Source organism: Castellaniella sp., from assembly GCF_034007085.1.
Taxonomy (GTDB): Bacteria; Pseudomonadota; Gammaproteobacteria; order Burkholderiales; family Burkholderiaceae_B; genus Castellaniella.
Window position 1 is genome coordinate 1 of the sequence record NZ_JAVERO010000009.1, and the last position, 25629, is coordinate 25629.

24 protein-coding genes and 1 riboswitch are annotated in these 25629 nt (G+C 64.3%); of the genes, 13 read left to right on the forward strand and 11 right to left on the reverse strand.

Annotated elements, in window-relative coordinates:
* On the reverse strand, positions 1-430 hold a 430-nt coding region (locus RBR29_RS01855; protein WP_320346655.1), incomplete at its 3' end, for an AraC family ligand binding domain-containing protein.
* Between the two features lie 84 nt (positions 431-514).
* On the opposite strand from RBR29_RS01855, the gene RBR29_RS01860 reads away from it, so the two are divergent.
* Entirely contained in the window at positions 515-1522 is a 1008-nt protein-coding gene (locus RBR29_RS01860; RefSeq protein WP_320346734.1) for a bile acid:sodium symporter family protein, read from the forward strand.
* Between the two features lie 182 nt (positions 1523-1704).
* On the opposite strand, the gene RBR29_RS01865 is transcribed toward RBR29_RS01860, so the two are convergent.
* From RBR29_RS01865 to RBR29_RS01875, 3 genes are all read right to left on the reverse strand, one after another.
* The gene (locus tag RBR29_RS01865) at positions 1705-2043 is read right to left on the reverse strand and encodes a zinc ribbon domain-containing protein YjdM (RefSeq protein WP_320346657.1); all 339 of its coding nucleotides are present in this window, start codon (positions 2041-2043) and stop codon (positions 1705-1707) included.
* A 256-nt stretch (positions 2044-2299) separates the two neighbouring features.
* Positions 2300-2503 (reverse strand): hypothetical protein, encoded by a 204-nt coding sequence (locus RBR29_RS01870; RefSeq protein WP_320346659.1) that lies wholly within the window; start codon positions 2501-2503, stop codon positions 2300-2302.
* 105 nt (positions 2504-2608) lie between these two features.
* Positions 2609-3400 (reverse strand): exodeoxyribonuclease III, encoded by a 792-nt coding sequence (locus tag RBR29_RS01875; protein WP_320346661.1) that lies wholly within the window; start codon positions 3398-3400, stop codon positions 2609-2611.
* Positions 3401-3564: 164 nt separating this feature from the next.
* Here RBR29_RS01875 and RBR29_RS01880 point away from each other — a divergent pair, with 164 nt between their 5' ends.
* Together RBR29_RS01880 and pyrE are read left to right on the forward strand one after the other, a co-directional pair.
* On the forward strand, positions 3565-5280 hold the full coding sequence (locus tag RBR29_RS01880) for a DUF262 domain-containing HNH endonuclease family protein (RefSeq protein WP_320346663.1): 1716 nt from the start codon (positions 3565-3567) through the stop codon (positions 5278-5280).
* Between the two features lie 86 nt (positions 5281-5366).
* Entirely contained in the window at positions 5367-6038 is a 672-nt protein-coding gene (gene pyrE / locus RBR29_RS01885; protein ID WP_320346665.1) for an orotate phosphoribosyltransferase, read from the forward strand.
* A 295-nt stretch (positions 6039-6333) separates the two neighbouring features.
* On the opposite strand, the gene gatB is transcribed toward pyrE, so the two are convergent.
* The 3 genes from gatB to gatC are packed head-to-tail and all read right to left on the reverse strand — an operon-like array spanning position 6334 to position 9627.
* The gene (gene gatB, locus RBR29_RS01890) at positions 6334-7791 is read right to left on the reverse strand and encodes an Asp-tRNA(Asn)/Glu-tRNA(Gln) amidotransferase subunit GatB (RefSeq protein WP_320346667.1); all 1458 of its coding nucleotides are present in this window, start codon (positions 7789-7791) and stop codon (positions 6334-6336) included.
* Positions 7791-9314 (reverse strand): Asp-tRNA(Asn)/Glu-tRNA(Gln) amidotransferase subunit GatA, encoded by a 1524-nt coding sequence (gatA, locus tag RBR29_RS01895; RefSeq protein WP_320346669.1) that lies wholly within the window; start codon positions 9312-9314, stop codon positions 7791-7793. The genes gatB and gatA overlap by 1 nt, the downstream gene beginning before the upstream one ends.
* Positions 9315-9318: 4 nt before the next feature.
* Entirely contained in the window at positions 9319-9627 is a 309-nt protein-coding gene (gatC, locus tag RBR29_RS01900) for an Asp-tRNA(Asn)/Glu-tRNA(Gln) amidotransferase subunit GatC (RefSeq protein ID WP_320346671.1), read from the reverse strand.
* Positions 9628-9886: 259 nt separating this feature from the next.
* Between gatC and RBR29_RS01905 the strand changes: the two genes are divergently transcribed.
* The 5 genes from RBR29_RS01905 to rodA are packed head-to-tail and all read left to right on the forward strand — an operon-like array spanning position 9887 to position 15562.
* Positions 9887-10930 carry a rod shape-determining protein gene (locus tag RBR29_RS01905; protein ID WP_320346672.1) on the forward strand — a complete coding sequence of 348 codons (1044 nt, stop codon included), beginning with the start codon at positions 9887-9889 and terminating at the stop codon, positions 10928-10930.
* Positions 10931-10953: 23 nt separating this feature from the next.
* A complete protein-coding gene (mreC, locus tag RBR29_RS01910; protein ID WP_320346674.1) occupies positions 10954-11838 on the forward strand; it encodes a rod shape-determining protein MreC in 885 nt (294 codons plus the stop codon).
* Positions 11819-12379, forward strand: a complete 561-nt coding sequence (gene mreD, locus RBR29_RS01915; protein WP_320346676.1) for a rod shape-determining protein MreD — start codon at positions 11819-11821, stop codon at positions 12377-12379. Before mreC ends, mreD begins: the two co-directional genes overlap by 20 nt.
* Before the next feature lie 7 nt (positions 12380-12386).
* Entirely contained in the window at positions 12387-14423 is a 2037-nt protein-coding gene (mrdA, locus tag RBR29_RS01920; protein WP_320346678.1) for a penicillin-binding protein 2, read from the forward strand.
* Positions 14420-15562 carry a rod shape-determining protein RodA gene (rodA, locus tag RBR29_RS01925; protein WP_320346680.1) on the forward strand — a complete coding sequence of 381 codons (1143 nt, stop codon included), beginning with the start codon at positions 14420-14422 and terminating at the stop codon, positions 15560-15562. Before mrdA ends, rodA begins: the two co-directional genes overlap by 4 nt.
* A 4-nt stretch (positions 15563-15566) precedes the next feature.
* Here the strand turns inward: rodA and mutY are convergent, their stop codons facing one another.
* The 3 genes from mutY to RBR29_RS01940 are packed head-to-tail and all read right to left on the reverse strand — an operon-like array spanning position 15567 to position 18228.
* Positions 15567-16652, reverse strand: coding sequence for an A/G-specific adenine glycosylase (gene mutY / locus RBR29_RS01930; protein ID WP_320346682.1), 1086 nt, complete (start codon positions 16650-16652; stop codon positions 15567-15569).
* Positions 16652-17560, reverse strand: coding sequence for a permease-like cell division protein FtsX (locus RBR29_RS01935; RefSeq protein ID WP_320346684.1), 909 nt, complete (start codon positions 17558-17560; stop codon positions 16652-16654). The genes mutY and RBR29_RS01935 overlap by 1 nt, the downstream gene beginning before the upstream one ends.
* Entirely contained in the window at positions 17557-18228 is a 672-nt protein-coding gene (locus RBR29_RS01940) for an ATP-binding cassette domain-containing protein (protein ID WP_320346686.1), read from the reverse strand. The genes RBR29_RS01935 and RBR29_RS01940 overlap by 4 nt, the downstream gene beginning before the upstream one ends.
* 211 nt (positions 18229-18439) lie before the next feature.
* Between RBR29_RS01940 and RBR29_RS01945 the strand changes: the two genes are divergently transcribed.
* From RBR29_RS01945 to RBR29_RS01965, 5 genes are all read left to right on the forward strand, one after another.
* Complete coding sequence (locus RBR29_RS01945; protein WP_320346689.1) at positions 18440-19456, forward strand: amino acid ABC transporter substrate-binding protein; 1017 nt, start codon at positions 18440-18442, stop codon at positions 19454-19456.
* Between the two features lie 92 nt (positions 19457-19548).
* Entirely contained in the window at positions 19549-20736 is a 1188-nt protein-coding gene (locus RBR29_RS01950) for an amino acid ABC transporter permease (RefSeq protein ID WP_320346691.1), read from the forward strand.
* On the forward strand, positions 20737-21831 hold the full coding sequence (locus tag RBR29_RS01955) for an amino acid ABC transporter permease (RefSeq protein WP_320346693.1): 1095 nt from the start codon (positions 20737-20739) through the stop codon (positions 21829-21831).
* Positions 21832-21877: 46 nt separating this feature from the next.
* On the forward strand, positions 21878-22618 hold the full coding sequence (locus tag RBR29_RS01960) for an amino acid ABC transporter ATP-binding protein (RefSeq protein WP_320346695.1): 741 nt from the start codon (positions 21878-21880) through the stop codon (positions 22616-22618).
* Positions 22619-22793: 175 nt separating this feature from the next.
* Positions 22794-23447 carry an OmpA family protein gene (locus RBR29_RS01965; RefSeq protein ID WP_320346697.1) on the forward strand — a complete coding sequence of 218 codons (654 nt, stop codon included), beginning with the start codon at positions 22794-22796 and terminating at the stop codon, positions 23445-23447.
* Between the two features lie 28 nt (positions 23448-23475).
* Here the strand turns inward: RBR29_RS01965 and thiC are convergent, their stop codons facing one another.
* Positions 23476-25389 (reverse strand): phosphomethylpyrimidine synthase ThiC, encoded by a 1914-nt coding sequence (thiC, locus tag RBR29_RS01970; protein WP_320346699.1) that lies wholly within the window; start codon positions 25387-25389, stop codon positions 23476-23478.
* 102 nt (positions 25390-25491) lie between these two features.
* A riboswitch (TPP riboswitch) is annotated at positions 25492-25592 on the reverse strand.
* Between the last annotated feature and the right edge of the window lie 37 nt (positions 25593-25629).

Here is a 25629-nt window from a genome sequence, read left to right on the forward strand (position 1 = left end):
CATATTCGACGGGCAAGGTGCTGAAGCGCCGGATCAGTTCGTGCAGCAGGGGGCTGACGGCCAGTACCCGGCAGATGGGCCAATCCAGGCCCAGCGAGCCGGCATCCAGGTACAGGCTGCGGATGACGGTATGGGGGGATTGCCGGACCACTTGATGCGTCACCCCAGCGGGGATCCAGACCGCCCGCTGCGCCAGGGCGATGAAACGGGCATTCGGCGTCCAGACTTGCAGGTAGCCCTGGGTGGCATAGGACAGCTGCGCCCAGGTGTGCTTGTGACGCCGGGGGATCAGAATGTTCGATTGGCTGTCGATGTGGCCGTACACGGGGCGGGGCAGGCGGCGCAGGCCGCCGCGCCGCACGGGGGCGGTCTGGGTGATCCCGGCAGGGCACTTGGCGCTGAGTTTTGTGTCCGTTCGCGAATGTTTCATAGCTGTTTACCGCCAAACATAGCTTTCATCTCAGTTTAACCTGTGTTTCGAGAGCCCCGGACCGCCGGAGCACCCACTTCCATGATGTCAAAATTACGTCTGCTGTTCGATCGTTTCACCCTGATCCTGATTGCGGTCGTCGTGGCCGCCACGGTCCTGCCGGCGCATGGTCAGGGCGCGGTGTTCTTCGAATGGCTCACGGCAGCGGCAATTGCCCTGCTGTTCTTTCTGCATGGGGCCAAGCTTTCTCGCGAGGCCATCATCGCAGGGGCCATGCACTGGCGGCTGCACGGCGTGATCTTCATCTGGACATTCGTGATTTTCCCCATCCTGGGGTGGGTGCTTCGGCCGGTTCTTCTGCCCCTGCTGGGTGAACCGCTCTACATCGGTATGGTCTACCTGACGGTCCTGCCCGGCACGGTCCAGTCGGCCATCGCCTTTACCTCGATCGCACGTGGCAATGTGCCCGCTGCCGTCTGCGCCGCTTCGGCGTCCAGCATCGTCGGCATCGTCATCACGCCCCTGCTGCTGCAATGGTTCCTGGGGGCCGATACATCGGCCCTGGGGGGCAGTTCGCTGCTGCAGGCGATTGGCCGCATCAGCGTGCAGATCTTTCTGCCCTTTGTCGTCGGCCATTTGATGCGCCCGGTAATTGGTCCCTGGATGGACGCGCATCGCAAGCTGATCACCAGTGTGGATCAGAGTTCGATCCTGTTGGTGGTCTACACGGCCTTCAGCGCGTCGGTCATCGGCGGGTTGTGGCAGACGGTAGACCCGATATCGCTGGCCTGGCTGGTGGTGGCGTGCAGCGCCTTGCTGGCGCTGGTGCTGGCGCTGAATACATGGTCTGCGCGCCGTCTGGGCTTCAACCGGGCCGACGAGATCACGATCGTGTTCTGCGGCTCAAAGAAAAGCATGGCTACGGGTGTGCCGATGGCCGGGGTGCTGTTCAGCGCAGGCGCCATCGGGCCGGTGCTGTTGCCGCTGATGATCTTCCACCAGATTCAGCTGATGGTGTGCGCGGTGCTGGCGCAGCATTATGCGCGGGTGGAGCAGGGGAAAGGGACGGCGGGGCGGCGGGTTGCGGCTTGATTTGAACCGTTTGATTTGAACCGTTTGATTTGAGTTCTTAACCGCTCGACGCCCTCGTACCCCGCCGGGGCCAGGTCGGGACGGCTCGGGCGCAGGTCGTGCGCCCTCGGCCTACGGCTACCCGTCCCTCCAACAGGCCCCAACGGGGCGCAAGATCGTCGATCTGGCGGTGGGGTTGAGCCTCAAGCCTTCTTCACGAATTCCGACTTCAAGCCCATTGATCCAAAGCCATCGATCTTGCAATCGATATCGTGATCGCCGTCGGCCAGGCGGATGTTCTTGACCTTGGTGCCGACCTTGACCACCGAGGACGACCCTTTCACCTTCAGATCCTTGATCACCACGACGGTATCGCCGTCCTGCAGCACATTGCCATGGGCGTCGTGCACCACGCGCGCCGGTTCGGTTTCCACCGCAGCGGCCTGGGGCCATTCGTGCGCGCATTCAGGACAGACGAAGTGGTCGCCGTCCGCATAGGTGTATTCGGAGTTGCACTGGGGGCAATTGGGAATCGGGTTCATGGGTTTCCTTATCGTGGTGTCTGCGGGGGGGCAGATTGTCCGGGAGGGTACGCGGACCTCTACGGGGCGCCAGTTGGTCTTGTTGACTGCGTACCTGTTTGCGCACTCGTTGTTTGGCGGATACTCGTTGTTTGGCGGATGAGCCGTAGGCCCAAGTGTATCAAGCCAGCTTTCCGGCAAGTGTGGCGGCAAAGGCATGTCCATGAAAAAGGGCCTGGAAACCCAGGCCCCAATCCACGGAGAACAATCAGTTGTGTCAGGCGGTCACATGCAGCAGCGTGCCCACCATGCCGCTGGTCGCCAGTTGCGGGGTGCTGGGCACCGAATTGACCAGGCTGAGGATGGTGTTGGCCTGGCCGTCCAGGACCTTGCGCAGCAGCAGATTGTCTTTTTCCTGCATCATGGCCCAGTTCTGCAGGCCGGTTGCTGCGGCGACGGTGCCTTCGATGGAATCGGACATGGGTGGCTCCTGGGAAAGGCGCGATTTTCACGCGGGGACGCGATCAGTCAAAAACGGATCCGCTTGTTTCTACGGCATCCAGTGTACTTTCTTTAGGCTGGGTTTTCATGCCCAGTCGTAATCGATGGTCAGCGGCGCGTGGTCGCTGAATCTGGGTTCGCGATGGATGGCGGCGGTGCGTGCGCGGGCGGCGATGCCGGGGGTGGCGATGTGGTAGTCGATGCGCCAGCCGACGTTCTTGGCCCAGGCCTGGCCGCGGTTGCTCCACCAGGTGTAGGCCTCGCCGGTGGCGTCCGGGTGCAGGCGGCGGTAGACGTCCACCCAGCCGTGTTCGTCGAAGACCTTGCTCAGCCAGGCGCGTTCTTCGGGCAGGAAGCCGCTGTTTTTCAGGTTGCCTTTCCAGTTTTTCAGGTCGATTTCCTGGTGGGCGATGTTCCAATCGCCGCAGATGATGAATTCGCGGCCGCTGTCGCGGTGTTCCCGCATCAGTCCGTCCATCCAGGTCTCGAAATGGTCCAGAAAGCGGTATTTGGCTGCCTGGCGTTCGTCGCCGCTGGACCCCGAGGGCAGGTAGGCGCTGATGACGCTCAGGCCGGGCCAGTCGGCGCGCAGGATGCGGCCTTCGGCGTCGAATTCTGGGCAGCCCATGCCCTCGGTCACAGCCTCGGCCGGGCGGCGCAGGTACAGTCCCACGCCGCTGTAGCCTTTCTTTTCGGCATGGTGAAAATGTCCGGTCAGGCCATCTGGGTGACGCAGGTCGTCGGCCAGGTCGCTGTCCTGGATCTTGATTTCCTGCAGGCAGACGATGTCGGGGCGGGCTTCGGCCAGCCAGTCGGCCAGTCCCTTGCGAAAGGCCGAGCGGATGCCGTTGACGTTCAGGGAAGTGATGCGCAGCACGTGAGGGTCCGGTGGGTCATTGCAAGCCTGAACTTTAACCCACCCGGTTCAATCGAACACAGATTACCCGGTCCTTCCGGTTAGAATCAAAGATTGTCGTCTGTCATGTGCAGGCAGGCCGGTCCCGGCCTGTCGAGTGGCTCTCCCCAAGCCAGGAGGTTGAAGTGGCGGCTGCCAATTTCAATACGGAAAACCGCACCTATCGCCAGTTGCTTGGCAATGGCCTGACCTACCGCATCCCCCGTTTTCAGCGGGACTACTCCTGGGGCGAAGAAGAGTGGGAAGACTTGTGGGTTGATATTCAGAGCACCTTGCCTGCCGATGGAGAGCCAGCGCACTACATGGGCTATCTGGTGCTGCAAACAGACGACAATCGCATTTACGAGGTGATTGATGGTCAGCAGAGGCTCACGACGATCAGCCTGATCGTGCTGGCGTCCATGCGACTGCTCAATCGATTCGCCGACGAAGGGAAAGCGCCCGATGAAAACCGCAGGCGCCTGGATCAGTTGCGCGCCACCTATGTGGGTTATCTCGATCCCGTGACCCTGACGACCCGCAACAAGCTCTCGCTCAACCGCAACAACGACAGCTACTATCGAGACTATCTCGTGACGCTGGCAGATCATTTGCCTCAGCGAGGTTTCCCCGCCTCCACCCATGCCATGCGCAAGGCATTCGAGTGGTTCGAACGCCGTTTGCGCGAACAGGTGAAAAATGCGGGAGATCCGGGCATGGCCCTGGCTCAATTCGTTGAAACGCTTAGCGACAAATTGTTCTTCACGGTCATTACCGTTGCCGATCAACTCAACGCCTATAAGGTTTTCGAGACGCTCAATGCGCGTGGCGTGCGTCTTTCGGCGACGGATCTGCTCAAGAACTACCTGTTTTCCGTGCTTGCGCGTGGCGATCAGGCCGCGCATGAAATGGATGAACTCGAGCGCCGTTGGGAAGGCATGGTGGGTCGTCTCGGCGGTGAAAGCTTTCCTGATTTCTTGCGCATGCATTGGAACAGCCGCAAGGGGTTCGCACGGCAGACCGAACTGTTCAAGGTCATCCGCAACAGCGTCCAGACTCGCGAAGTCGTGTTCGATTTGCTCAGGGAAATGGATGAGGATATCGACACTTATTTGGCGCTGACCCAGCCCGATGGCTCGTCTTGGTCGCTCGCATGGAAACAAAGCGCACAGGAACTGCGCATGTTCTCTGTACGGCAGCCCTATCCGATGCTGCTGGCCGCCAAGCGGAACCTGTCGAATGCCGATTTTGGTGATTTGCTGCGCGCTACGGTTGTCATTGCCTTTCGCTACAACGTCATCGGCGCCCAGCATACCGGCGAACAGGAACGCGTCTATCATGCGGCGGCCATGCGCTTGCACGGCCGGGAAGCCACGACGTTCGAGCAGGTGCTGGACACCTTGAAGCAGGTCTATCCGGGCGATGATGCGTTCAAGACCGACTTCACTGAAAAAAGCATCAAGACCACCCAAAGTCGTAATGCCAAGATCGTGCGGTATATCTTGTGCAGCCTGGAAAGACAAGCGGGGGGGATTGATTTCGATGCCGATTCTCCCGCTTACACCATCGAGCATGTCTTGCCCCAATCGCCCGAAGCTGGCTGGGAAGCCTTCAATGACCGCGATCTGGATCTCTTCGTCTATCGGCTGGCCAATATGGTGATGCTGGAGACTGGCATGAACCGGGCGATCGGCAACCAGCCCTATGCCGACAAGCGTCCGGTGCTGCTGCGAAGCAATATGCTCTTGACGAAACGGTTGGCGGAAGAAAATGCCGATTGGATTCCCGAGCGCTTGAATGCCAGGCAGAAACGACTTGCAGCCCTTGCGACCAGCGTGTGGAGAATCGCCCAGATTGCCTGAGTCGCCGGGTGCGGCAAGAACGTGGCGTGCGGCATCCGGCCCAAATATCCGATAATGTCGCCTTTCACGCACAGAGATCATTCGCCATGCCTGGTTCCCACGCCCCAGCCTTCGTTCGTTTTGCCCTGGAACAAGGGGTGCTGCGGTTTGGCGAATTCAAGACCAAGTCCGGCCGCCTGAGTCCCTATTTCTTCAATGCGGGCCTGTTCAACGACGGCGCCTGCGTCGGCCGCCTGGGCCAGTTCTACGCCCAGGCCCTGATGGATGCCGGGCTGGGGTTCGACATGCTGTTCGGCCCGGCGTATAAGGGCATCCCGCTGGCCACCACCACCGCGATCGCCCTGTCGAATCACCCCGCGCGCGCCGGCCATCCGGTTCCATTCGCCTTCAACCGCAAGGAAGCCAAGGACCACGGCGAAGGCGGCACGCTGATCGGCGCGCCGCTGCAAGGCCGCGTGGTGATCATCGACGATGTGATCACGGCGGGCACGTCCGTGCGCGAATCGGTCGCTCTGATCCGCGCTGCGGGCGCCCAGCCGGCTGCCGTGCTGATTGCGCTGGACCGCATGGAACGCGCCGGCGCGGACGACGCGCTGTCCGCACATTCCGCTGTCCAGGACGTCGAGCAGACCTACGGCATCCCCGTGGTCAGCATCGCTTCGCTGGTCGATATCATGGCCTTGCTGGAAGACGACGCGACCCTGGCCAGGCACCGCGATGCCGTGTCGGCGTACCGGGCGCGCTATGGGGTTCAGTGAGATTCTGGGTTGAGTTCTTTAGCCGGCCTGGGCCTTGATGCTCGATCAACCGTTGCGTCGGGACGGCGTGCGCTCCCGCTCGGCGCGTAGCTCGCCCGGTCCCGGCTTTGCCGGGACTGCCCGGGCATCATGACCTCATCGGGGCGCTCGCCAAACGCGCGGGGTGCTCAGTCCCCCGGACTGAGCACAAGCGCCCCGCTTGAACGGTGGCTCGCTTGCCTCCCCGCTGAGGCCACGCTGTCCGGCGGGCTCGAACAGCGCGCCGAGCGGGGGCGCACGCCGGCCGAGATGTCAGTTATGAATTCAGCTTCCGCGTCAGGATCTCATTGACCTGCTGCGGATTCGCCTTGCCCTTGGCCGCCTTCATCACCTGGCCCACCAGCGAATTGAAGGCTTTCTGCTTACCTGCCCGGAACTCATCCACGATCGCCGGATGCGCCGCCAGCACGGCATCGATCATTGCCTCGATGGCCCCGGCGTCGCTGATCTGGCGCAGGCCCCGCGCTTCGATGATCGCATCCGGGTCGCCGTTCGATTCGCCCGCCCACATCGCCGCGAACACATCGCGCGCGATTTTCGTCGAAATCGTGCCGTCCACGATGCGGGCGATCAGCGCTGCCAGCCGTTGCGGAGAAACCGGCGATGCACTGATGTCCAGATCATCACGATTCAGCGCCGCCGACAGTTCGCCCAGAATCCAGTTCGCCGCCTGCTTCGCCTGACCGGCCGGCAGTGCGGCCGCCACGGCCTCGAAATAGTCGGCGGTTGCGCGGTGCAGCGTCAGCTGGGCCGCGTCGTAGGCCGACAGCCCCAGGTCCGCTTCGAAGCGCGCGCGCTTGGCTGCCGGCAATTCCGGCATGGCCGCGCGCACCTGTTCCACCCATTGCGGCGACACCACCAGCGGCGGCAGGTCGGGGTCGGGGAAATAGCGGTAATCGTCGGAATCTTCCTTGGTCCGCATGCTGCGGGTTTCATCGCGGTCGGCATCGTACAGGCGTGTTTCCTGAACGACCTTGCCGCCGTCCTCGATCAGTTCGATCTGGCGGCGGGCCTCGTACTGGATCGCGCGTTCCAGGAAGCGGAAGGAATTCAGGTTCTTGATCTCGCAGCGCGTGCCGAATTCAGTCTGGCCGCGCGGACGCACCGAGACGTTGGCGTCGCAGCGAAACGAACCTTCTTGCATATTGCCGTCGCAGATGCCCAGCCACACCACCAGCCCGTGCAGCGCGCGTGCATAGGCCACGGCTTCGGCTGCCGAGCGCATGTCCGGTTCGGTCACGATTTCCAGCAGGGGCGTGCCGGCGCGGTTCAGGTCGATGCCGCTGGATGATTCCCCGTGCGGCCCCGTGAAGTGTTCATGCAGCGATTTGCCCGCGTCCTCTTCCAGGTGGGCGCGCGTCAGGTTCACGGTGTGTTCCTGTTCGCCGACGAAAAAGGACAGCTTGCCGCCCACCACGATCGGCAGTTCGAATTGGCTGATCTGGTAGTTCTTGGGCAGATCGGGATAGAAATAGTTCTTGCGTGCGAACACGGATCGTTCGGCCACCTGGGCGCCGATCGCCAGGCCGAACTGGATCGCGCGTTCCACCGCGCCCCGGTTCATGGCTGGCAGCGAACCGGGCAGGGCCATGTCCACCGCGTTGGCCTGGGTGTTGGGTTCGGCGCCGAAGCGCGTGCTGCTGCGGGAAAAGATTTTTGACCGCGTGGAGAGCTGGGCGTGGGTTTCCAGCCCGATGACGATTTCCCAATCCATTATGCGTGTCCCGGAATGCGTTGATGCCAGTCGGTGGCCTGCTGGTAGCGGTCGGCCAGGGCCAGCAGGCGGCCTTCGTCAAAATAGCGGCCGATGAGTTGCAGCCCGATGGGCAGGCGGCCCGATTCGCCGCCAAAGCCGCAGGGGATGGACATGCCCGGCAGGCCCGCCAGGCTGACGCCCAGCGTGTAGATGTCGCCCAGCCAGTCGGCGATCGGGTCCTGGCGGTTGTCGCCGATACGGCGGGCCACGGTTGGCGTGACCGGCCCCATGATCACATCACATTCGCTGGTCAGCACGCGCTGGAAGTCCTCGGCGATCATGCGCCGTACGCGCTGCGCCTGCAGGTAATAGGCATCGTAATAGCCGTGCGACAGGACGTAGGTCCCGACCAGGATGCGGCGGCGGACCTCGTCGCCGAAACCTTCGGAGCGGGATCGGCTGGTCATGTCGGCCAGGTCGCTGTATTCGGCTGCGCGGTGGCCGTAGCGCACCCCGTCGTAGCGCGACAGGTTGCTGGAGGCCTCGGCCGGGGCGATCACGTAGTAGGCCGGGATCGCCAGGCGTGTGTGCGGCAGGGACACATCGACGCGGGCCGCACCCAGGGATTCGAAGACCTGCAAGGCGGATTCCACGGCGGCGCCGACCTCTGCAGACAGCCCCTCGTTGAAGAATTCGCGCGGCACACCGATGCGCAGCCCCGCCAGCGGGCGTTCGCCGCCTGCCTGAAAGCCCGCCTGGGCCGCGTCGAATGCCGCCTGGACGCGGCCAGCGGTGTTGGCTGCGCCGTCGCAGGTTTCCAGGCTGGTCGAGTCGCGGGGGTCGAAGCCGCTCATGCGATCGAGCAGCGGCACCAGATCGCGGGCGCTGCGTGCCAGGGCGCCAGCCTGGTCCAGGCTGGAGGCATAGGCGATGATGCCGTAGCGCGAAACCGTGCCATAGGTGGGCTTGATGCCGCTGACCCCGCACAGGGCGGCAGGCTGACGCACCGATCCGCCGGTATCCGTGCCGGAGGCGCCCAGCACCAGACCGGCAGCCACGGCGGCGGCAGAACCGCCGGACGATCCGCCTGGGATGCGTTCCGGGTCCCAAGGGTTGCGTACCGGGCCCTTGGCGGCATTTTCGTTGCCAGAACCCATGGCGAATTCATCGCAGCTGAGCTTGCCCAGCGACACGGTGCCGGCCTCGCGCCAGTGATCGACGACGGCGGCGTCGAAGGGGCTGACGTAGTTGGCCAGCATCCGGCTGGCGGCCGTGGTGCGCCAGCCGCGTGTCACGAACAGGTCTTTGTGGGCGACGGGGATGCCGGTGAGCGGTCCGGCCGTGCCGCTGGCCAATGCCTGGTCGGCCGCGCGCGCCTGTTCCAGGGTCAGTTCGTCGTCGATGTGCAGAAAGACATTGGGGTCGGCATAGGCGCGCGCTGCGCGCAGCGCATCGGTGGCCAGCTCAAAGGCGCTGACGCGCCGGGCGCGCAGGGCTTCGCCCAACGCCTGGATGCTGCGGAATTCTGAAAGCTGGGTCATGGCATCACTCGATGACGGTGGGGACCAGGAACAGGCCTTGGTGGGGTGCCGGGGCGTTGGCCATGCCGGCATCGCGTTGTTCACAGGTTTGCGGCGGTTCGGGGGTGTCGTCGCACAGGCGCAGGGTGATGTCCTGGTGGGCGGCCAGCGGGTGGGCCATGGGTTCGACGCCGGCCGTGTCCACGGCCTGCAATTCTTCGATCAGGCCCAGGATGCGGTCCAGTTCCTGGCGGGCGCGGGTCTGATCGCTGGAATCCAGCCGCAGGCCCGAGAGCCGTGCCAGCCGGGCAATGTCCTGTTCGGTGAGTGCCATGTCGTCGTGCCGGAGGGGGCCGCCGCCGGGGCAGCCAGGTTGAGTGTGTGTGGATGTGACCGGGACCGTGAAAATGGGGAATTTTGCAAAACATTCCCCTTTGATCCAGGTCTAACACCAGGGGATTATAAGTTATCATTGCTGATTCCATGCGGTTTGCCCGGCCTGCACCTTTGTTCTGGCGGTCTTTGCCCAGTAATCAGTCGGCACGCTCGCGCGGATCCATCAGACACCCCCCCACCATTTTAATAGTGCGCCCATGTTCGGATTCCTACGCAGCTACTTTTCCAGCGACATGGCGATCGACCTCGGCACGGCGAATACGCTGATCTATGTCCGCGGCAAGGGCATCGTGCTCGATGAACCCTCGGTCGTCGCCATCCGCCATGACGGCGGTCCCAATGGCAAGAAAATCATCCAGGCCGTCGGCCACGAGGCCAAGCAGATGCTGGGTCGGGTACCTGGCAACATCGAAGCCATCCGGCCCATGAAAGACGGCGTGATCGCCGATTTCACCGTGACCGAGCAGATGCTCAAGCAGTTCATCCGCATGGTGCATCCGCGCAGCATGCTGGCCCCCAGCCCCCGTATCATCGTCTGCGTGCCCTGCGGGTCCACCCAGGTCGAACGCCGCGCCATCCGCGAGTCGGCCCTGGGCGCGGGCGCCAGCCAGGTCTATCTGATCGAAGAACCCATGGCGGCCGCGATCGGCGCGGGCCTGGCCGTGTCCGACGCCAGCGGTTCGATGGTGGTGGATATCGGTGGCGGCACCACCGAAGTCGCCGTGATTTCCCTGGGCGGCATGGTCTACAAAGGCTCGGTGCGTGTCGGTGGCGACAAATTCGACGAGGCCATCATCAACTACATTCGCCGCAACTACGGCATGTTGATCGGCGAGCCCACCGCCGAATTGATCAAAAAGGAAATCGGCTCGGCCTTCCCGGGTTCTGAAATCCGCGAAATCGAGGTCAAGGGGCGCAATCTGTCCGAAGGCGTACCGCGCAGTTTCACGGTGTCTTCCAACGAAATCCTGGAATCCCTGACCGATCCGCTCAATCAGATCGTGTCGGCGGTGAAGACGGCCCTGGAACAGACCCCGCCCGAACTGGGCGCCGACATCACCGACAAGGGTATCGCCCTGACGGGGGGCGGCGCGCTGCTGCACGATCTGGATCGCCTGCTCCAGGAAGAAACCGGCCTGCCCGTGGTGGTCGCCGAAGACCCGCTCACCTGCGTGGTGCGCGGCTGCGGCGAGGCGCTCGAACATCTCGAACGCCTGGGCGGTGTGTTCATCTACGACTGACCCGCAGTCCGGCGTTCCTCGTCATGCGTGAACCGGGAACCCTGAGACTCTTCAAGCGCGGCCCCAGCATCGAAGTCCGGCTGGTCCTGCTGCTGGTTCTGTGCCTCGGGTTGATCGTCACCGATGCGCACTGGCCTGTGCTGGGGCCAGTGCGCAGTGCGCTGGCCACGGTGCTGTATCCTTTCCAGCGCATCGTGCTGGCGCCACGCGATGCGCTGGAATATTTCGACCGCTGGTCGCATGCGGCTGCGCTGGCGCGCGACGAACAGGACGCCCTGCGCCGCCAGCGCATCGAAATGGCCCAGCTGTCGACGCATGCCGCCCAGTTGGCTACAGAAAACGAGCAGTTGCGCCGCTTGCTCAATGTGGCCGAATCGGCCGCGCAGCAGTCCGTGGCGGTCGAAGTCTTTTATGTGCCGCCCAATGCCTTCAATCATCGCCTGGTGTTCAACAAGGGCTCGCAGGCGGGCATCGCCCCGGGCATGCCGGTGATCGACGAGGGCGGGGTCGTGGGCCAGATCGTGCGCGTCACGCCGTTTACCTCCGAGGCCGCCCTGCTGATCGACGACCAGGTGTCCATTCCCGTCCAGGTGCTGCGCAATGGCCTGCGGCTGATCGCGTTTGGCAGCAATGAGGTCGGCAAGCTCGAAGTCCGCTATCTGTCGACCAGTGTGGACGTGCGCACCGGCGATGTGCTGGTGACCAGCGGCATCGGTGGGTTGTTTCCCGCCGGCCTGCCAGTCGGGCGCGTGGAACGAGTCGAACGCGATCCAGGGTCCGGCTTTGCCATGGCGATTGCCGAGCCTTTGTCGCACCCCGAGCGCTACCGTCATTTCTTGGTCTTGCGCGTGGATGTGGCCGATGTACCCCGGCCCGAGGAGATCGAACATGCCCTCGACCAACAATAGACGCCCGGGGGGGGCTTCGCTGCTGAAGCTGCAGCCGGTGGATACGGGCGCATTCCAGGGCGCCGCCCCGGGATGGCTGGTGTGGGGGTCGTTGATCCTGGTGTGGCTGGCATCCCTGCTGCCCTGGCGGCTGTGGCAGCCGACGCCCGATGTGCTGCTGCTGGCGCTGCTCTACTGGTGCCTGAATGCGCCCGCCCGGGTCGGGCTGACGACCGCTTTTGTGTTCGGCCTGTTGATGGACGTCCAGGATGCCGGGTTGCTGGGCCTGCATGCGCTGTGTTACGTGTTGGCTGCCTATGGCGTCCTGTGGTTGAGCCACCGGCTGCGGCATTTCAACGCCTGGTGGCAGACAGTGCAGGTGCTGCCCGTGCTGGTGGTGGCCTGCATGCTGTCCAACCTGCTGGGCGCGTGGCTGAACGGGGCCTGGGAAGGTTGGGAATGGCTGTGGTCGGCGCTGTTTACGGGCGTGCTGTGGCCCCTGCCCGAGATCCTCATGTCCCTGCATCCGCGCCGCCAGGGCGGCGACGGCGCGGGGCCCTAGGGCCGCCATGTTCGAATTCCGCAAGACCGGCCAGCGCCAGCGGCAGACCGTGCTGCTGCGCGCCTGGGTCGCGGGGGTGTTTGCCCTGGTGTGTCTGCTGCTGCTGGCCGGGCGCCTGTGGTATCTGCAGGTCGTGCGCTATGACACCCTGGCGGCACGTGCCGAACAGAATCGCATCACCATCGTGCCCGTGCCGCCCCGGCGTGGCCAGATTGCCGATCGCAATGGCGCGGTTCTGGTGCAGAACCAGCGCGACTACACACTGACGGTGACTCGCGCCCAGATTCGCGGGGACATCGACCGCGTGCTGGATCAACTGGGCGAACTGGTCTACCTGAGCGAAGGCGACCGGCGCAAATTCCTGCGCCTGTACCAGCAGAGCGGTCGCTACACGCCAATCCTGCTGCGCAACAACCTGAACGACATCGAGGCGTCCTGGTTTGCGGTCCATGCCTACCGCTTTCCCGGCATCAACCTGGAGGCCCGCTGGGTGCGGTCCTATCCCATGCATGAGTCGGCCGCTCATGTGCTGGGTTTCGTCGGCCGGATTTCCGAAGAAGATCAGCAGGCCCTGGAAGACACCGGCCAGCTGGGCAACTACCGGGGTACGCTGGTCATCGGCAAGAAGGGCATCGAGAAAACCTGGGAAAAGACCTTGCATGGCCGCACCGGGGTCGAAGAACTCGAAGTCACGGCGGGCGGGCGGCCGGTGCGTGTGCTCAATCGCACCGATCCAGTGCCCGGTTCCAACCTGGAACTGTCCCTGGACATCGGGCTGCAGCGCCTGGCCGAGGCCCAGTTCGAGGGCCGGCGCGGCGCGCTGGTCGCCATTCAGCCGCATACGGGAGAAATCCTGGCTTTCGTGTCTTCGCCTTCTTTCGACCCGAACCTGTTCGTGGACGGCATCGATGTGGAGAACTGGCGCCGGTTGAATGAATCGCCTGATCATCCGCTCATCAACCGGCCCCTGTATGGCACGTATCCCATCGGTTCGACCTACAAGCCTTTCGTGGGGCTGGCGGCCCTGGAAATGGGGTTGCGTTCGCCCAGGGACCTGATCCCCGACCCCGGCTATTTCGAACTGGCCGGACAGAAATTCCGCAATGCCGGCGGTGCCGTGTACGGGCCGACCGACATGCACCGGGCGATCGTGGTGTCATCCGACACCTATTTCTTTTCGCTGGGCGCGCAGATGGATGTGGACGCCCTGCATGATTTTTCCAAGCAGTTCGGCTTTGGCCAGATCACCGGGATCGATCTGGATGGCGAGCGCCGAGGCGTGCTGCCTTCGCGCGACTGGAAGCGCAAGGCGTACAAAAAAGCAGAACAGCAGCACTGGTACCAGGGCGAGACCGTGTCGGTCGCCGTGGGCCAGGGCTACAACGCGTTCACCTTGCTGCAGCTGGCGCAGGCCACGTCCGTGCTGGCCAACGACGGTGTCTACATGAAGCCGCATCTGGTGCGCCGGATCATCGATCCGCTGACCGGGCGGTTCAGCTTTCCGGTCAGCGGGCCGCAATACACCATTGGCCTGAAGCCGGACAATCTGCGCGTGATCCGCGAAGCCATGGTGGATGTCGTGCGCAAGGGCACGGCGCGGCGCGCTTTCGAGGGCGCAGCCTATCAGGCGGCCGGCAAGACGGGCACGGCGCAGGTCTACAGTCTGCGCGGTGCCAAGTACCGGGCGCATGCGGTTGACGAACGCCTGCGCGATCATGCGCTGTTCATGGCCTACGCGCCAGTCGAGGATCCGCAGATCGCGGTGGCCCTGATCGTGGAAAACGGTGGCTGGGGGGCGTCGGTGGCGGCACCGATTGCCCGCACGGTGTTTGACTACTGGCTGGACCCGGCCCGCGTGGCGCAGCGCCGCACGCGCCTGAGGGTGGAACAAGAAGCGCTGGCTGCGCAGGCCGGTCCGGCACCGGCCGCCTCGGTCGAGGTTGATGCGCAGCCAGCGCCTGACGATGCCGCCCCGCCCGAGCCGGCGCCGCTGCCCGATGCCAGCTCGGCACCCGAGGACGGCGCCCTGGAGGAAAACCCATGAAGCTGATTGTGCAGGCGGCGCGCCGCTTGTTCGCCGTCCTGGACTGGCCGTTGCTGATCCTGCTGGTCATCATGGCGCTGGTCGGCATGGCGACCATGCATTCCGCAGTGGGCAATACCGACTGGCGTTTCGCCGATCAGATGCGCAATTTCCTGCTGGCGTTCGCGGCCATGTGGGCTGTCGCGCTGCTGCGCCCGGCCTGGATCATGCGTTCGGCGCCGCTGTTCTATGCGCTGGGCGTGGGGCTGCTGGTCGCGGTCATGCTGTTCGGGGAAACCAGCAAGGGGGCGACCCGCTGGCTGGATCTGGGCATCGCGCGCATCCAGCCCTCTGAAATGATGAAGATCGCCGTGCCCATGATGCTGGCCTGGTACTTTCAGCGCCAGTCGGCAAACCGTTTCCGCATCCTGGATTTCCTGGTGGCAGGCGTGCTGCTGGTGGTGCCGGCGGGGTTCATCATCGAGCAGCCGGACCTGGGCACGGCATTGCTGGTGCTGGCTTCGGGGTTTTGCGTGATCTATTTCGCCGGTCTGTCGTTCAAGTTGCTGATTCCAGTGGTGCTGGTCGTGACGCTGGCGCTGGGGACGCTGGTGGCCTACGAAGACCAGATCTGCCAGCCGGAAGTGGATTGGGTGGTGCTGCACGACTACCAGAAATACCGTGTCTGCGTCCTGCTCAATCCCGGTTCCGACCCGCTGGGCAAGGGCTTTCACACCATTCAGTCCATGATCGCCGTGGGGTCGGGCGGCCTGTACGGCAAGGGCTACATGCAGGGGACCCAGACGCACCTGGATTTCATCCCGGAACGGACCACGGATTTCATCTTTGCCGTGTTCGCCGAGGAATTCGGCCTGTATGGCGGGGTGATGCTGCTGGTGCTGTACATGCTGATGGTGCTGCGCGGCCTGACCATCACCGTGCGCGCGCCGACCCAGTTCGGGCGGCTGCTGGCCGGGGCCATGTCGATGATGATGTTCGTCTATGTGTTCGTGAACGTTGGCATGGTGACCGGCGTACTGCCGGTGGTGGGGGTGCCGCTGCCTTTCATGAGTTACGGCGGCACGGCCTTGATGACGTTGGGTGTGGCCTGCGGCCTGTTGATGAGCATCGGCGCGCACCAGCCGCGCACGGAACCCTGAGCGGTCAGCGCGGCACGGGCGGGTCTGTGTACAGGCCGGCCAGCAGCCGGGCGACCGGGGCCGGCATGCCATGGGCGTCCAGTTGCCCGGCTGGGACCCAGGCCTGATCCGTGCGGATCGGCGCGGGCCGGGCGCCAGCCAGTTTCAGCCAGCGAGGCTGGATGCGCAGCCTGAAATGCGTGAACACGTGTTCGATCGCTGCCAGCGTCTGGGGCGGCCCGGCTGCGGGCAGGCCGGTGCAGGCTGCATCCAGCGCCGCCGCGTCCGCGAATTGCGGCAAGGCCCATAATCCCCCCCAGATGCCGGTGTCTGGCCGGCGTTCCAGCAGCACCTGGCCCTCGCATTCCACGATCAGCATCCAGCAATGGCGCAGCGGTTGCGCCCGGCGGGCGCGGGGCGCCGGCAGTTCGTTCTGGCGGCCCTGGATGCGCGCCTGGCAGTCCGGCGCCAACGGGCAGCGTGCACAGTCGGGTCGTGTGCGGGTACAGACCGTGGCGCCCAGATCCATCTGGCCCTGGGTGTAGGCCGCCATGTCCAGGTCGGCGGGCGCGGCATCGATCAGCGCGCGCGCATGTGCCCAGAACTGTTGCGTCGCGCGGGTGGCAGTGGGGTCGCCTTCGATGGCGAAATAGCGTGCCAGCACCCGGCGCACATTGCCGTCCAGGATCGGTACCCGTTCCCCGTAGGCAAAGGCGGCGATGGCGGCGGCGGTCGATGGGCCGATGCCGGGCAATTGCGCCAGTTCGGCTGCCGTGGTGGGGAAACGGCCTGCGTGTTCGTCTTTCAGGACCTGGGCGCAACGGTGCAGATTGCGCGCGCGGGCGTAATAGCCCAGGCCGGCCCAGGCATGCAGGACGGCGTCCTGCGGTGCATCGGCCAGGGCGATGACGGAAGGAAACAGGTCCAGGAAGCGTGTGTAGTACGGTGCCGCTGTAGCCGCCTGGGTCTGCTGCAGCATGATTTCTGACAGCCAGATCCGGTAGGGATCGCGGGTCTGCTGCCAGGGCAGGCCGTGGCGGCCTGCCCGGCGCTGCCAGGCGGCGATGCGGGCAGCGACGTCATCCAGGCCCGATGCGGGGCGGCGCGCCATCAGAACCGGGTACGCCGCGTCACCGACAGGCGTGCCGCGATGGCGCCCAGCAGAGCGACCAGCAGGCCGGACAGCAGCAGGTCGGGGACGGCCGGCAGGCGGATGGCCCAGTCTACGCCGTAGCTGCGGGCGAATCCGCCCAGGATCGCGTTCAGCGGGGTCAGCGCCAGCCAGGCCAGCAGCAGCGCCAGCAGGCTGGCGGCCAGGCCGGTCAGGGCGCCCAGGTACAGGAAGGGGCGGCGGACAAAGGGCTCGGTGGCCCCGACCAGCCGGGCGACGGCGATTTCCTCGCGCTGGGTCAGGGCCTGCAGGCGCACGGTGTTGAACACGGTCGCCAGGACGACGATGACTACCGCGCCTGCCAGCATGCCCAGCCCTACCCGCACGAAGGAAAGCAGGGATTCCAGGCGCCGCACCCATTCACTGTCGAGCTGGATTTCCTGGATTTCCGGCCATTGGCGCCAGGCCTGCGCCAGGTCTGCGGCTGCGCGCGCCGGGGAATCGGAATCGCGCAGTGTGACGATCAGGGCGTCGGGCAAAGGGTTGTCGGGCAGGGCGTCCAGGGCGCGCGCCCAGGTCGGGTCGGCACGCAACTGAGCCATGGCCTGGTCGCGCGGCATCAACCGGGCCTGGGCGATCCGTTCGCCGCCTTCGGTGCGCACGCGCGCCAGCAGGGCCTGCTGCGCAGCGGGGGGGGTGTCGGATTGCAGGAACAGGGTCAGTTCCGGCGCGACCGCCAGTTGCCGGGCCAGCGGCTGGCTGGATTGCAGGACGGCGGCGCCCAGGATGGGCACTGCCAGCATCAGGGCGATGACCACGATGTTGGCCAGGGAAGAAAAGGGGTGCTGGCGCAGGCGCCGCAGCGCCACGCCCAGGGCGTATCGGTGATGCCGCAGCCATTTGTTCATGCCGGCACCCCCGGGACGTCTTCGAAGCGCCCGGCGTCGATGCGCAGGGTGCGCCGCGCGTAACGGGCCATGAGGGCCGTGTCGTGCGAGGCGATCAGGGTCGTGACGCCGACCTGGTTGAAGTCGCGGAATACGTCCATGATGCGGGTGGCGCTGTCGTGGTCCAGGTTGGCGGTGGGCTCGTCGGCAATCAGGATGGCAGGCCGGCCGACGATGGCGCGGGCGATAGCCAGGCGCTGTTGTTCGCCGCCGGACAGTTCGATGGGCGACAGGTCTTCCTTGCCTCTGAGGCCGACCTTTTCCATGGCGGCACGGGCGCGGGTCGTTGCCGTGGCGCGATCCAGGCCCAGCACGGCCAGCGGCAGCATGACGTTGTCGAAAGCGCTGCGGTCGAACAGCAGATGGGCGTCCTGCAGGATCAGGCCGACGGTGCGGCGCAGGTAGGGCAGCGTGCGCGTCGATAGGCGGTCGATGCGGTGGCCGTTGACCGTGACGGCGCCCCGGCTGGCGGGTTCCAGGCCGCCGACCAGTTTCAGCAGGGTGGACTTGCCCGCGCCCGAGGGGCCAGAGACAAAGACGAATTCCCCCGGCGGGATGCTGAAATTGACGTCGGCGAGAATATTGCGTCCCCGGCCGAAGGATTTGAAGACGTGCTGGAATTCGATCATGCGTGTCGGGTGTGCCGTGTGTCCTGTGCGGCCCGTTTGAGTGCGTATCCCTTGGGGTCTGGCGCGTGGCGCATCGCCATGGCGGGTGCAGGGATATCCCGCATGTTTCATGCCGGCGCTGGCAGGCTACGATTCAAGCAGACGGACCAATTCCACAAGATTGTATTCCGTGTCGATCAATACCACTTGCTCAAATCGGGAAAGGAAGATTATGAAACTGATGAAACTCGCCGCTGTCAGCGCGGCGCTGCTATTCGCCGGCACGACCGCGCAGGCAGGCGAAACCTACAATGCGGTCAAGGCACGCGGTTTCGTCCAATGTGGCGTCAATGCTGGCCTGCCGGGCTTTTCCCAGGCCGACAGCAAGGGTGTCTGGCAGGGCATCGACGTCGATATGTGCCGTGCCGTGGCCGCCATGGTGTTTGGCGATGCCAGCAAATTCAAGGCCACCCCGCTGACCACGCAGCAGCGCTTCACCGCCCTGCAATCCGGCGAAGTCGATGTGCTCACCCGCAACACGACTGCCACCATGACCCGCGACACCACGCTGGGCCTGATGAGCGCCGGGGTCAATTACTACGACAGCCAGGGCGTGCTGGTCAAGAAAAGCCTGGGTGTGAAGAGCGCCACCGAACTGGGCGGCGCGGCAGTCTGCGTGCTGCAGGGCACTACCACCGAACTGAACCTGGCCGACTGGTTCCGGGCCCACAACCTGGATTTCAAGCCGGTCGTGATCAATACCTCTGAAGAAGGCTTCCGCACGTTCGAGGCCGGCCGCTGCGACGTCGTGACCAGCGACAAGTCCCAGCTGGGCAGCCTGCGCGCGTCTTCGGCCACGCCGGACGACTACATCATCCTGCCGGAAGACTTCTCCAAGGAACCCCTTGGGCCCATGGTCCGCCAGGGGGATGACGAATGGTTCATGGTCGTGCGCTGGGCGCTGAACGCCATGATCGAGGCCGAGGAATACGGCATCAACTCGCAGAACCTGGACGAAATGCTGAAGAGCCCCAATCCCAATATCCAACGCATCCTGGGGGTGTCTGGCGACATGGGCAAGGGCCTGGGCCTGGACAAGAAATGGGCCTACAACATCATCAAGCAGGTCGGCAACTATGGCGAATCGTTCGAACGCAACATCGGCATGGGCTCCCCGCTCAAGCTGGAACGCGGCCTGAACGCCCAGTGGTCCAAGGGCGGCGTGATGTACGCCTGGCCGATCCGCTGATCGTCTGATCCGGTTTCTGGTCTTTTCGGCCGCCGGGGTTCTCCCGGCGGCCGGGTTCCGGCGGCGGATGCCGCCTTCACCGCCCGCATTCTATGACTCAGACAACACCTCGCGCACCCAGGGCGCCTCGCCGGCGCTGGTCCTGGAACGATCCGGCCACGCGTGCGCTGATCTATCAGGTCCTGATCCTGGGCCTTGTTGCCCTGGGTGTGTGGTACCTGGCCTCCAATACGCTGCACAACCTGGCCTCGCGCAATATTTCCACCGGTTTTGCCTTTCTGCATGAGGAAGCCGGTTTCGCCATCGGCGAATCGATGGTCGAATATTCCCCTGCCGACACTTACGGGCATGCGGTCGTGGTCGGCCTGCTGAACACCCTCAAGGTTTCCGTGATCGGGGTGATCGCCGCCACTCTGTTCGGCACGCTGCTGGGCGTCAGCCGCCTGTCGAAGAACTGGCTGATCGCACGCCTGGCGGGCCTCTACATCGAGGTCATGCGCAACATTCCGCTGCTGTTGCAGCTGTTTTTCTGGTATGCCCTGATCACCGAAATCATGCCCGGCCCCCGGCAGGCGCTGCAGCCGCTGCCGGATGTCTTCATTTCCAATCGCGGCTTCAAGATCCCCTGGTTCAAGGGGGATGCCATGGACTGGATCTTTGGCGGTCTGGCGCTGGCCATCGTGCTGATCGTGCTGCTGGCGCACTGGGCGCGCCGCCATCAGGATGCCACTGGCAAGATCTTCCCCCTGGGGCGGGCTGCACTGGGCCTGCTGATCGCCGTCCCCCTGCTGGCCTTCTGGGTCAGCGGCGGTTCGCTGGAACTGGACCGGCCCGAACTCAAGGGCTTCAACTTCCAGGGCGGCCTGAACATGTCGCCGGAATTCTCGGCCTTGCTGCTGGGACTGGTGACCTACACGTCCGCCTTCGTGGGCGAGGTCGTGCGGTCCGGCATCCAGGCCGTCAGCCAGGGCCAATGGGAAGCCGCCTCGTCGATCGGCCTGTCGCGGGCGCGCACCTTGCGGCTGGTGATCCTGCCCCAGGCCATGCGGGTGATCATCCCGCCCATGACCAGCCAGTACCTGAACCTGACCAAGAACAGTTCGCTGGCCGTGGCCATCGGCTATCCCGACATCGTGGCCGTCACCAATACCATCCTGAATCAGACGGGGCAGGCCATCGAGGGCATCATGATCATCATGGCGGCCTATCTGGTGGTCAGCCTGTCGATCTCGATCTTCATGAACTGGTACAACAAGCGCATTGCGCTGGTGGAGCGATAGATGGACCAAACACTCCCTGGCGCCGATCGCCTGCCGCCGCGCACCGACACGGGGGTGATCGGCTGGCTGCGCACTCGGCTGTTCTCGTCGCCCCTGAATGCGATCCTGACGATCCTGGCCCTGTGGCTGTTGCTGCTGGCGATCCCGGCGCTGATCGACTATCTGTTCATCAAACCCGATTTCGCCGCCACCACGGCGGCCCAGTGCCGGGAAACCGGCGGCTATTGCTGGGCTTTCGTGCGCGAAAAACACCGTCTGATCCTGTTCGGCATCTATCCCTATGACGAGCAATGGCGGCCCTTGCTGGCGTCCGTGATCCTGGTGGCCGCGATCGTGTGCAGCTGCATCCGCTGGTTCTGGAAGCCGTTCCTGGGGCTGCTGTGGGCCGTCGCCCTGGTGGCCGTCGGCGTGCTGATGTGGGGCGGCGTCCTGGGCCTGAGCTATGTGGAAAACGCCAAATGGGGCGGTCTGCCGCTGACGCTGATCCTGTCGACCTTTGGCATTGCCTTTGCGTTTCCCTTCGGACTGCTGCTGGCGCTGGGACGGCGTTCGCACATGCCGGGGGTCAAGGCCGTGTGCGTGGTCTACATTGAACTGATCCGCGGCGTGCCGCTGGTCAGCCTGCTGTTCATGTCTTCGGTGATGCTGCCGCTGTTCCTGCCGGAAGGCTTTTCCATCGACAAGCTGCTGCGCGCCCAGATCGCCATCATTCTGTTCGCGGCGGCCTACGTGGCCGAGACGGTGCGCGGCGGTCTGCAGGCCATTCCCAAGGGCCAGTACGAGGGCGCCGATTCCCTGGGCCTGGGCTACTGGCAGCAGATGCGCAAGATCATCCTGCCGCAGGCCCTGAAGATCGTCATCCCGCCACTGGTGGGGATTTTCATTTCCCTGTTCAAGGACACGTCCCTGGTGGTGATCATCGGCATCTTCGACTTGACTCAGGCGGCCAAGGCGGCCGTGTCCGACGCCGTCTGGCGCGGTTTCAGCACGGAATCCTACCTGTTCATCTCGGTCATCTATTTCATCTTCTGCTACTCGATCTCGCGCTACAGCCTGTCGCTGGAACGCCAGTTGGATCAGGGGCAGCATCGTTAATCTTCGCATTGGCGGGGCCGTGGCCCCGCCCCAGGAGCCTCCGCCCATGTCGGAACCCATCATCCGCCTGAAGAACGTCAACAAATGGTACGGCCAGTTCCATGTCCTGAAGGACCTGAACCTGGATGTCGCGCCCAGCGAACGCATCGTGATCTGCGGCCCTTCCGGGTCGGGCAAGTCAACCATGATCCGCTGCATCAACCGCCTGGAAGAACACCAGGAAGGCCAGATCATCGTCGATGGCACGGAACTGACCAACGACCTCAAGCAGATCGAGGCCATCCGCCGCGATGTCGGCATGGTATTCCAGCACTTCAACCTGTTTCCCCACATGACCGTGCTGGAAAACCTGACGCTGGGGCCGGTGTGGGTGCTCAAGCGGCCCAAGGCCGAGGCCGAGGCGACGGCCATGAAATACCTGGAACGGGTGCGCATCCCCGATCAGGCGAACAAATTCCCGGGCCAGCTCTCCGGTGGCCAGCAACAGCGCGTGGCCATTGCCCGGTCGCTGTGCATGAACCCCAAGATCATGCTGTTCGACGAACCGACTTCCGCCCTGGACCCGGAAATGGTCAAGGAAGTGCTGGACGTCATGGTCGAACTGGCCGAGGAAACCGGCATGACCATGCTGTGCGTGACCCATGAAATGGGATTTGCGCGCAAGGTCGCCGACCGGGTGATCTTCATGGACCATGGGGAAATCATCGAGCAGAACGCGCCGGACGCGTTCTTCGACAATCCGCAAAACGAGCGCACCAAGCTGTTTCTCAGCCAGATCCTGCACTGATCCGCAGTCTGGTTTGACCCTGGCCAGAGCGCCGGATGGCGCGGTCGGCGGTCATGCCGTTCACATGGCTGCCGCTTGCTTTCAGACACAAAATGTCTTTTCTGGATGCGCTGGTTTGCATGTCGATGTGGACTTCTTGCTACGCTGTCCTGGTCCGAACAACAAGGAGAACGCAATGCGTACCACAACGGAACGGATCGCCCGCACGGCGGCGATCGGTAGTCTGGCGCTCTTGACGGCCTGCGCCAATATGTCGCCCCAGGGTCAGAACACGGCGGTCGGGGCGGGTGCGGGCGCTGCTCTGGGCGCCGGGCTGGGGGCGCTGATCGGCGACAGCAGCCAGGCGGCCCTGATCGGTGCCGGGATCGGGACCGTGGTGGGCAGCGTCGTGGGCTACAACTGGAAGACAGTCAAGCAGGACGTCGAAAAATCCGGTGCCTCCGATCTGGGGATTGCCGTCATCGAAATGCCCGATGGCACGCTGAAGGTCAACATCCCCAGCAACGTGTCGTTCGACACCAACAAGGCCGTGCTCAAGCCCGCCCTGTTGCCGGTGCTGGACAGCGTGGCCCGGGCCCTGAACCAGCATCCCGAACTGCGCGCCAAGGCGATCGGCTACACGGATTCCACGGGGACTGATGCCATCAATGTGCCACTGTCCGAACGGCGCGCCGGCGCGGTGACGCAGTATCTGGCAGGGCAGGGCGTGGCCGCCGGCCGGCTTGCGGCCGAGGGGCGCGGTGCCGCCAACCCGGTGGGTGACAACGGCACCGCCGCAGGTCGTGCCCTGAACCGGCGTGTGGAATTGTTCCTGTACGCCGTGAAATAGGGTTGAGCGGCTGCAGGCCGCTCTCCCCTTACGCCTTCTGGTAGATTTCCGCCCCCTGCGCGATGAATTCCGCAGACTTGGCGGCCATGCCCTGCGCCAGGGCAGCGGCTTCGTCCAGGCCGTGTTCCTTGGCGTAGTCGCGCACATCCTGCGAGATCTTCATGCTGCAGAACTTGGGCCCGCACATAGAGCAGAAGTGCGCCACCTTCATCGAGTCCTTGGGCAGGGTCTCGTCATGAAACGCGCGCGCCGTATCCGGGTCCAGGCCCAGATTGAACTGGTCTTCCCAGCGGAACTCGAAGCGGGCCTTGGACAGGGCATTATCACGGATCGCCGCGCCCGGGTGGCCTTTGGCCAGGTCGGCGGCGTGGGCGGCGATCTTGTAGGTGATGATGCCGTCCTTCACGTCCTTTTTGTTGGGCAGGCCCAGGTGTTCCTTGGGCGTGACATAGCACAGCATGGCCGTGCCGTACCAGCCGATCAGCGCCGCGCCGATGCCCGAGGTGATGTGGTCGTAGCCTGGCGCGATGTCGGTGGTCAGCGGCCCCAGGGTGTAGAAGGGCGCCTCGTGGCAGTGCTTGATCTGCTGGTCCATGTTTTCGCGGATCATCTGCATGGGCACGTGACCCGGGCCTTCGATCATCACCTGCACATCGTGTTTCCAGGCCACCTGGGTCAATTCGCCCAGTGTGCGCAGTTCCGCGAACTGGGCCTCGTCGTTGGCGTCATAGCCCGACCCCGGCCGCAGGCCGTCGCCCAGCGAGAAGCTGACGTCATAGGCCTTCATGATTTCACAGATGTCCTCGAAGCGTTCATACAGGAAGCTTTCTTTGTGGTGTGCCAGGCACCATTTGGCCATGATCGAACCGCCGCGCGACACGATGCCCGTCATGCGGCTGGCCGTCATCGGGATGAACGGCAGGCGCACCCCTGCGTGGATGGTGAAATAGTCCACTCCCTGCTCGGCTTGCTCGATCAGGGTGTCGCGGAAGATTTCCCAGTTCAGATCTTCGGCGATGCCGCCGACCTTTTCCAGCGCCTGGTAGATCGGCACGGTGCCGATGGGCACCGGCGAATTGCGGATGATCCACTCGCGCGTTTCATGGATGTGTTTGCCGGTGGACAGGTCCATCACCGTGTCGCCGCCCCAGCGGATTGCCCAGGTCATTTTCTCGACTTCTTCGCTGATGTCCGAGCGGATGGCGGAATTGCCGATGTTGGCGTTGACCTTGACCAGGAAATTGCGCCCGATGGCCATGGGTTCGACTTCGGGGTGGTTGATGTTGGCCGGGATGATCGCACGGCCGCGCGCGACTTCGTCACGCACGAATTCGGGCGTGATCTGTTCGGGGATGGCGGCGCCGAAGGACTGGCCGGGATGCTGGCGGGTCAGCCGTTGGGCCAGGCGGGCACCGTCCGGGCCGCTTTGGCGCAGGGATTCGATGTATTGTTCGCGCCGCAGGTTTTCGCGGATGGCGACGAATTCCATTTCGGGCGTCACGATGCCCTGGCGGGCATAGTACATCTGGGTCACGTTCGCGCCGGCGCGGGCACGGCGCGGCGCGCGTTTCAGGTCGAAGCGCAGCGCCGCCAGTTCGGGGTCGGCCAGGCGGGCACGACCGTACTGGCTGGTCAGGCCGGGCAGTTCCTCGGTGTCGTTGCGCTCCAGGATCCAGGGCAGGCGGGGCGTGGGCAAGCCCTTGCGGATATCAATGGTGGCCTCGGGATCGGTGTAGGGGCCGCTGGTATCGTAGACCGTCAGCGGCGGGTTGGGTTCGCCGCCGAACAGGGTGGGCGTGTCGTCCTGGCGGATTTCGCGAAAGGGCACGCGGATGTCAGGCCGGGACCCAGTGACGTAGACCTTGCGGGATTGCGGCAGCGGCTCGATGGCCGCCAGATCGACTGTGGCACGAGCGGCCAGGAATTGCGGGTTGGTGTTCAAGATGTCGCTCCAGGTTCGAAAGGGATTTCGGAGATGGAGCCGAGTCGGGGAGGAGGAAACGCGTCCCGGTGGATGGGTTCCGGGGATGTGGGTGGAACCGGGCTGGAAACCGCGCACGCTCCCAGCATCGGCATTATCCGTACTGGTACGAAGGGTTTCTCTCAACACGCCAGCCAGGCCGGCGAGTACCCCTGCGTGATAGGGAGTATACCGCCAGCATGGATCCCGCCGGCAGGCGGC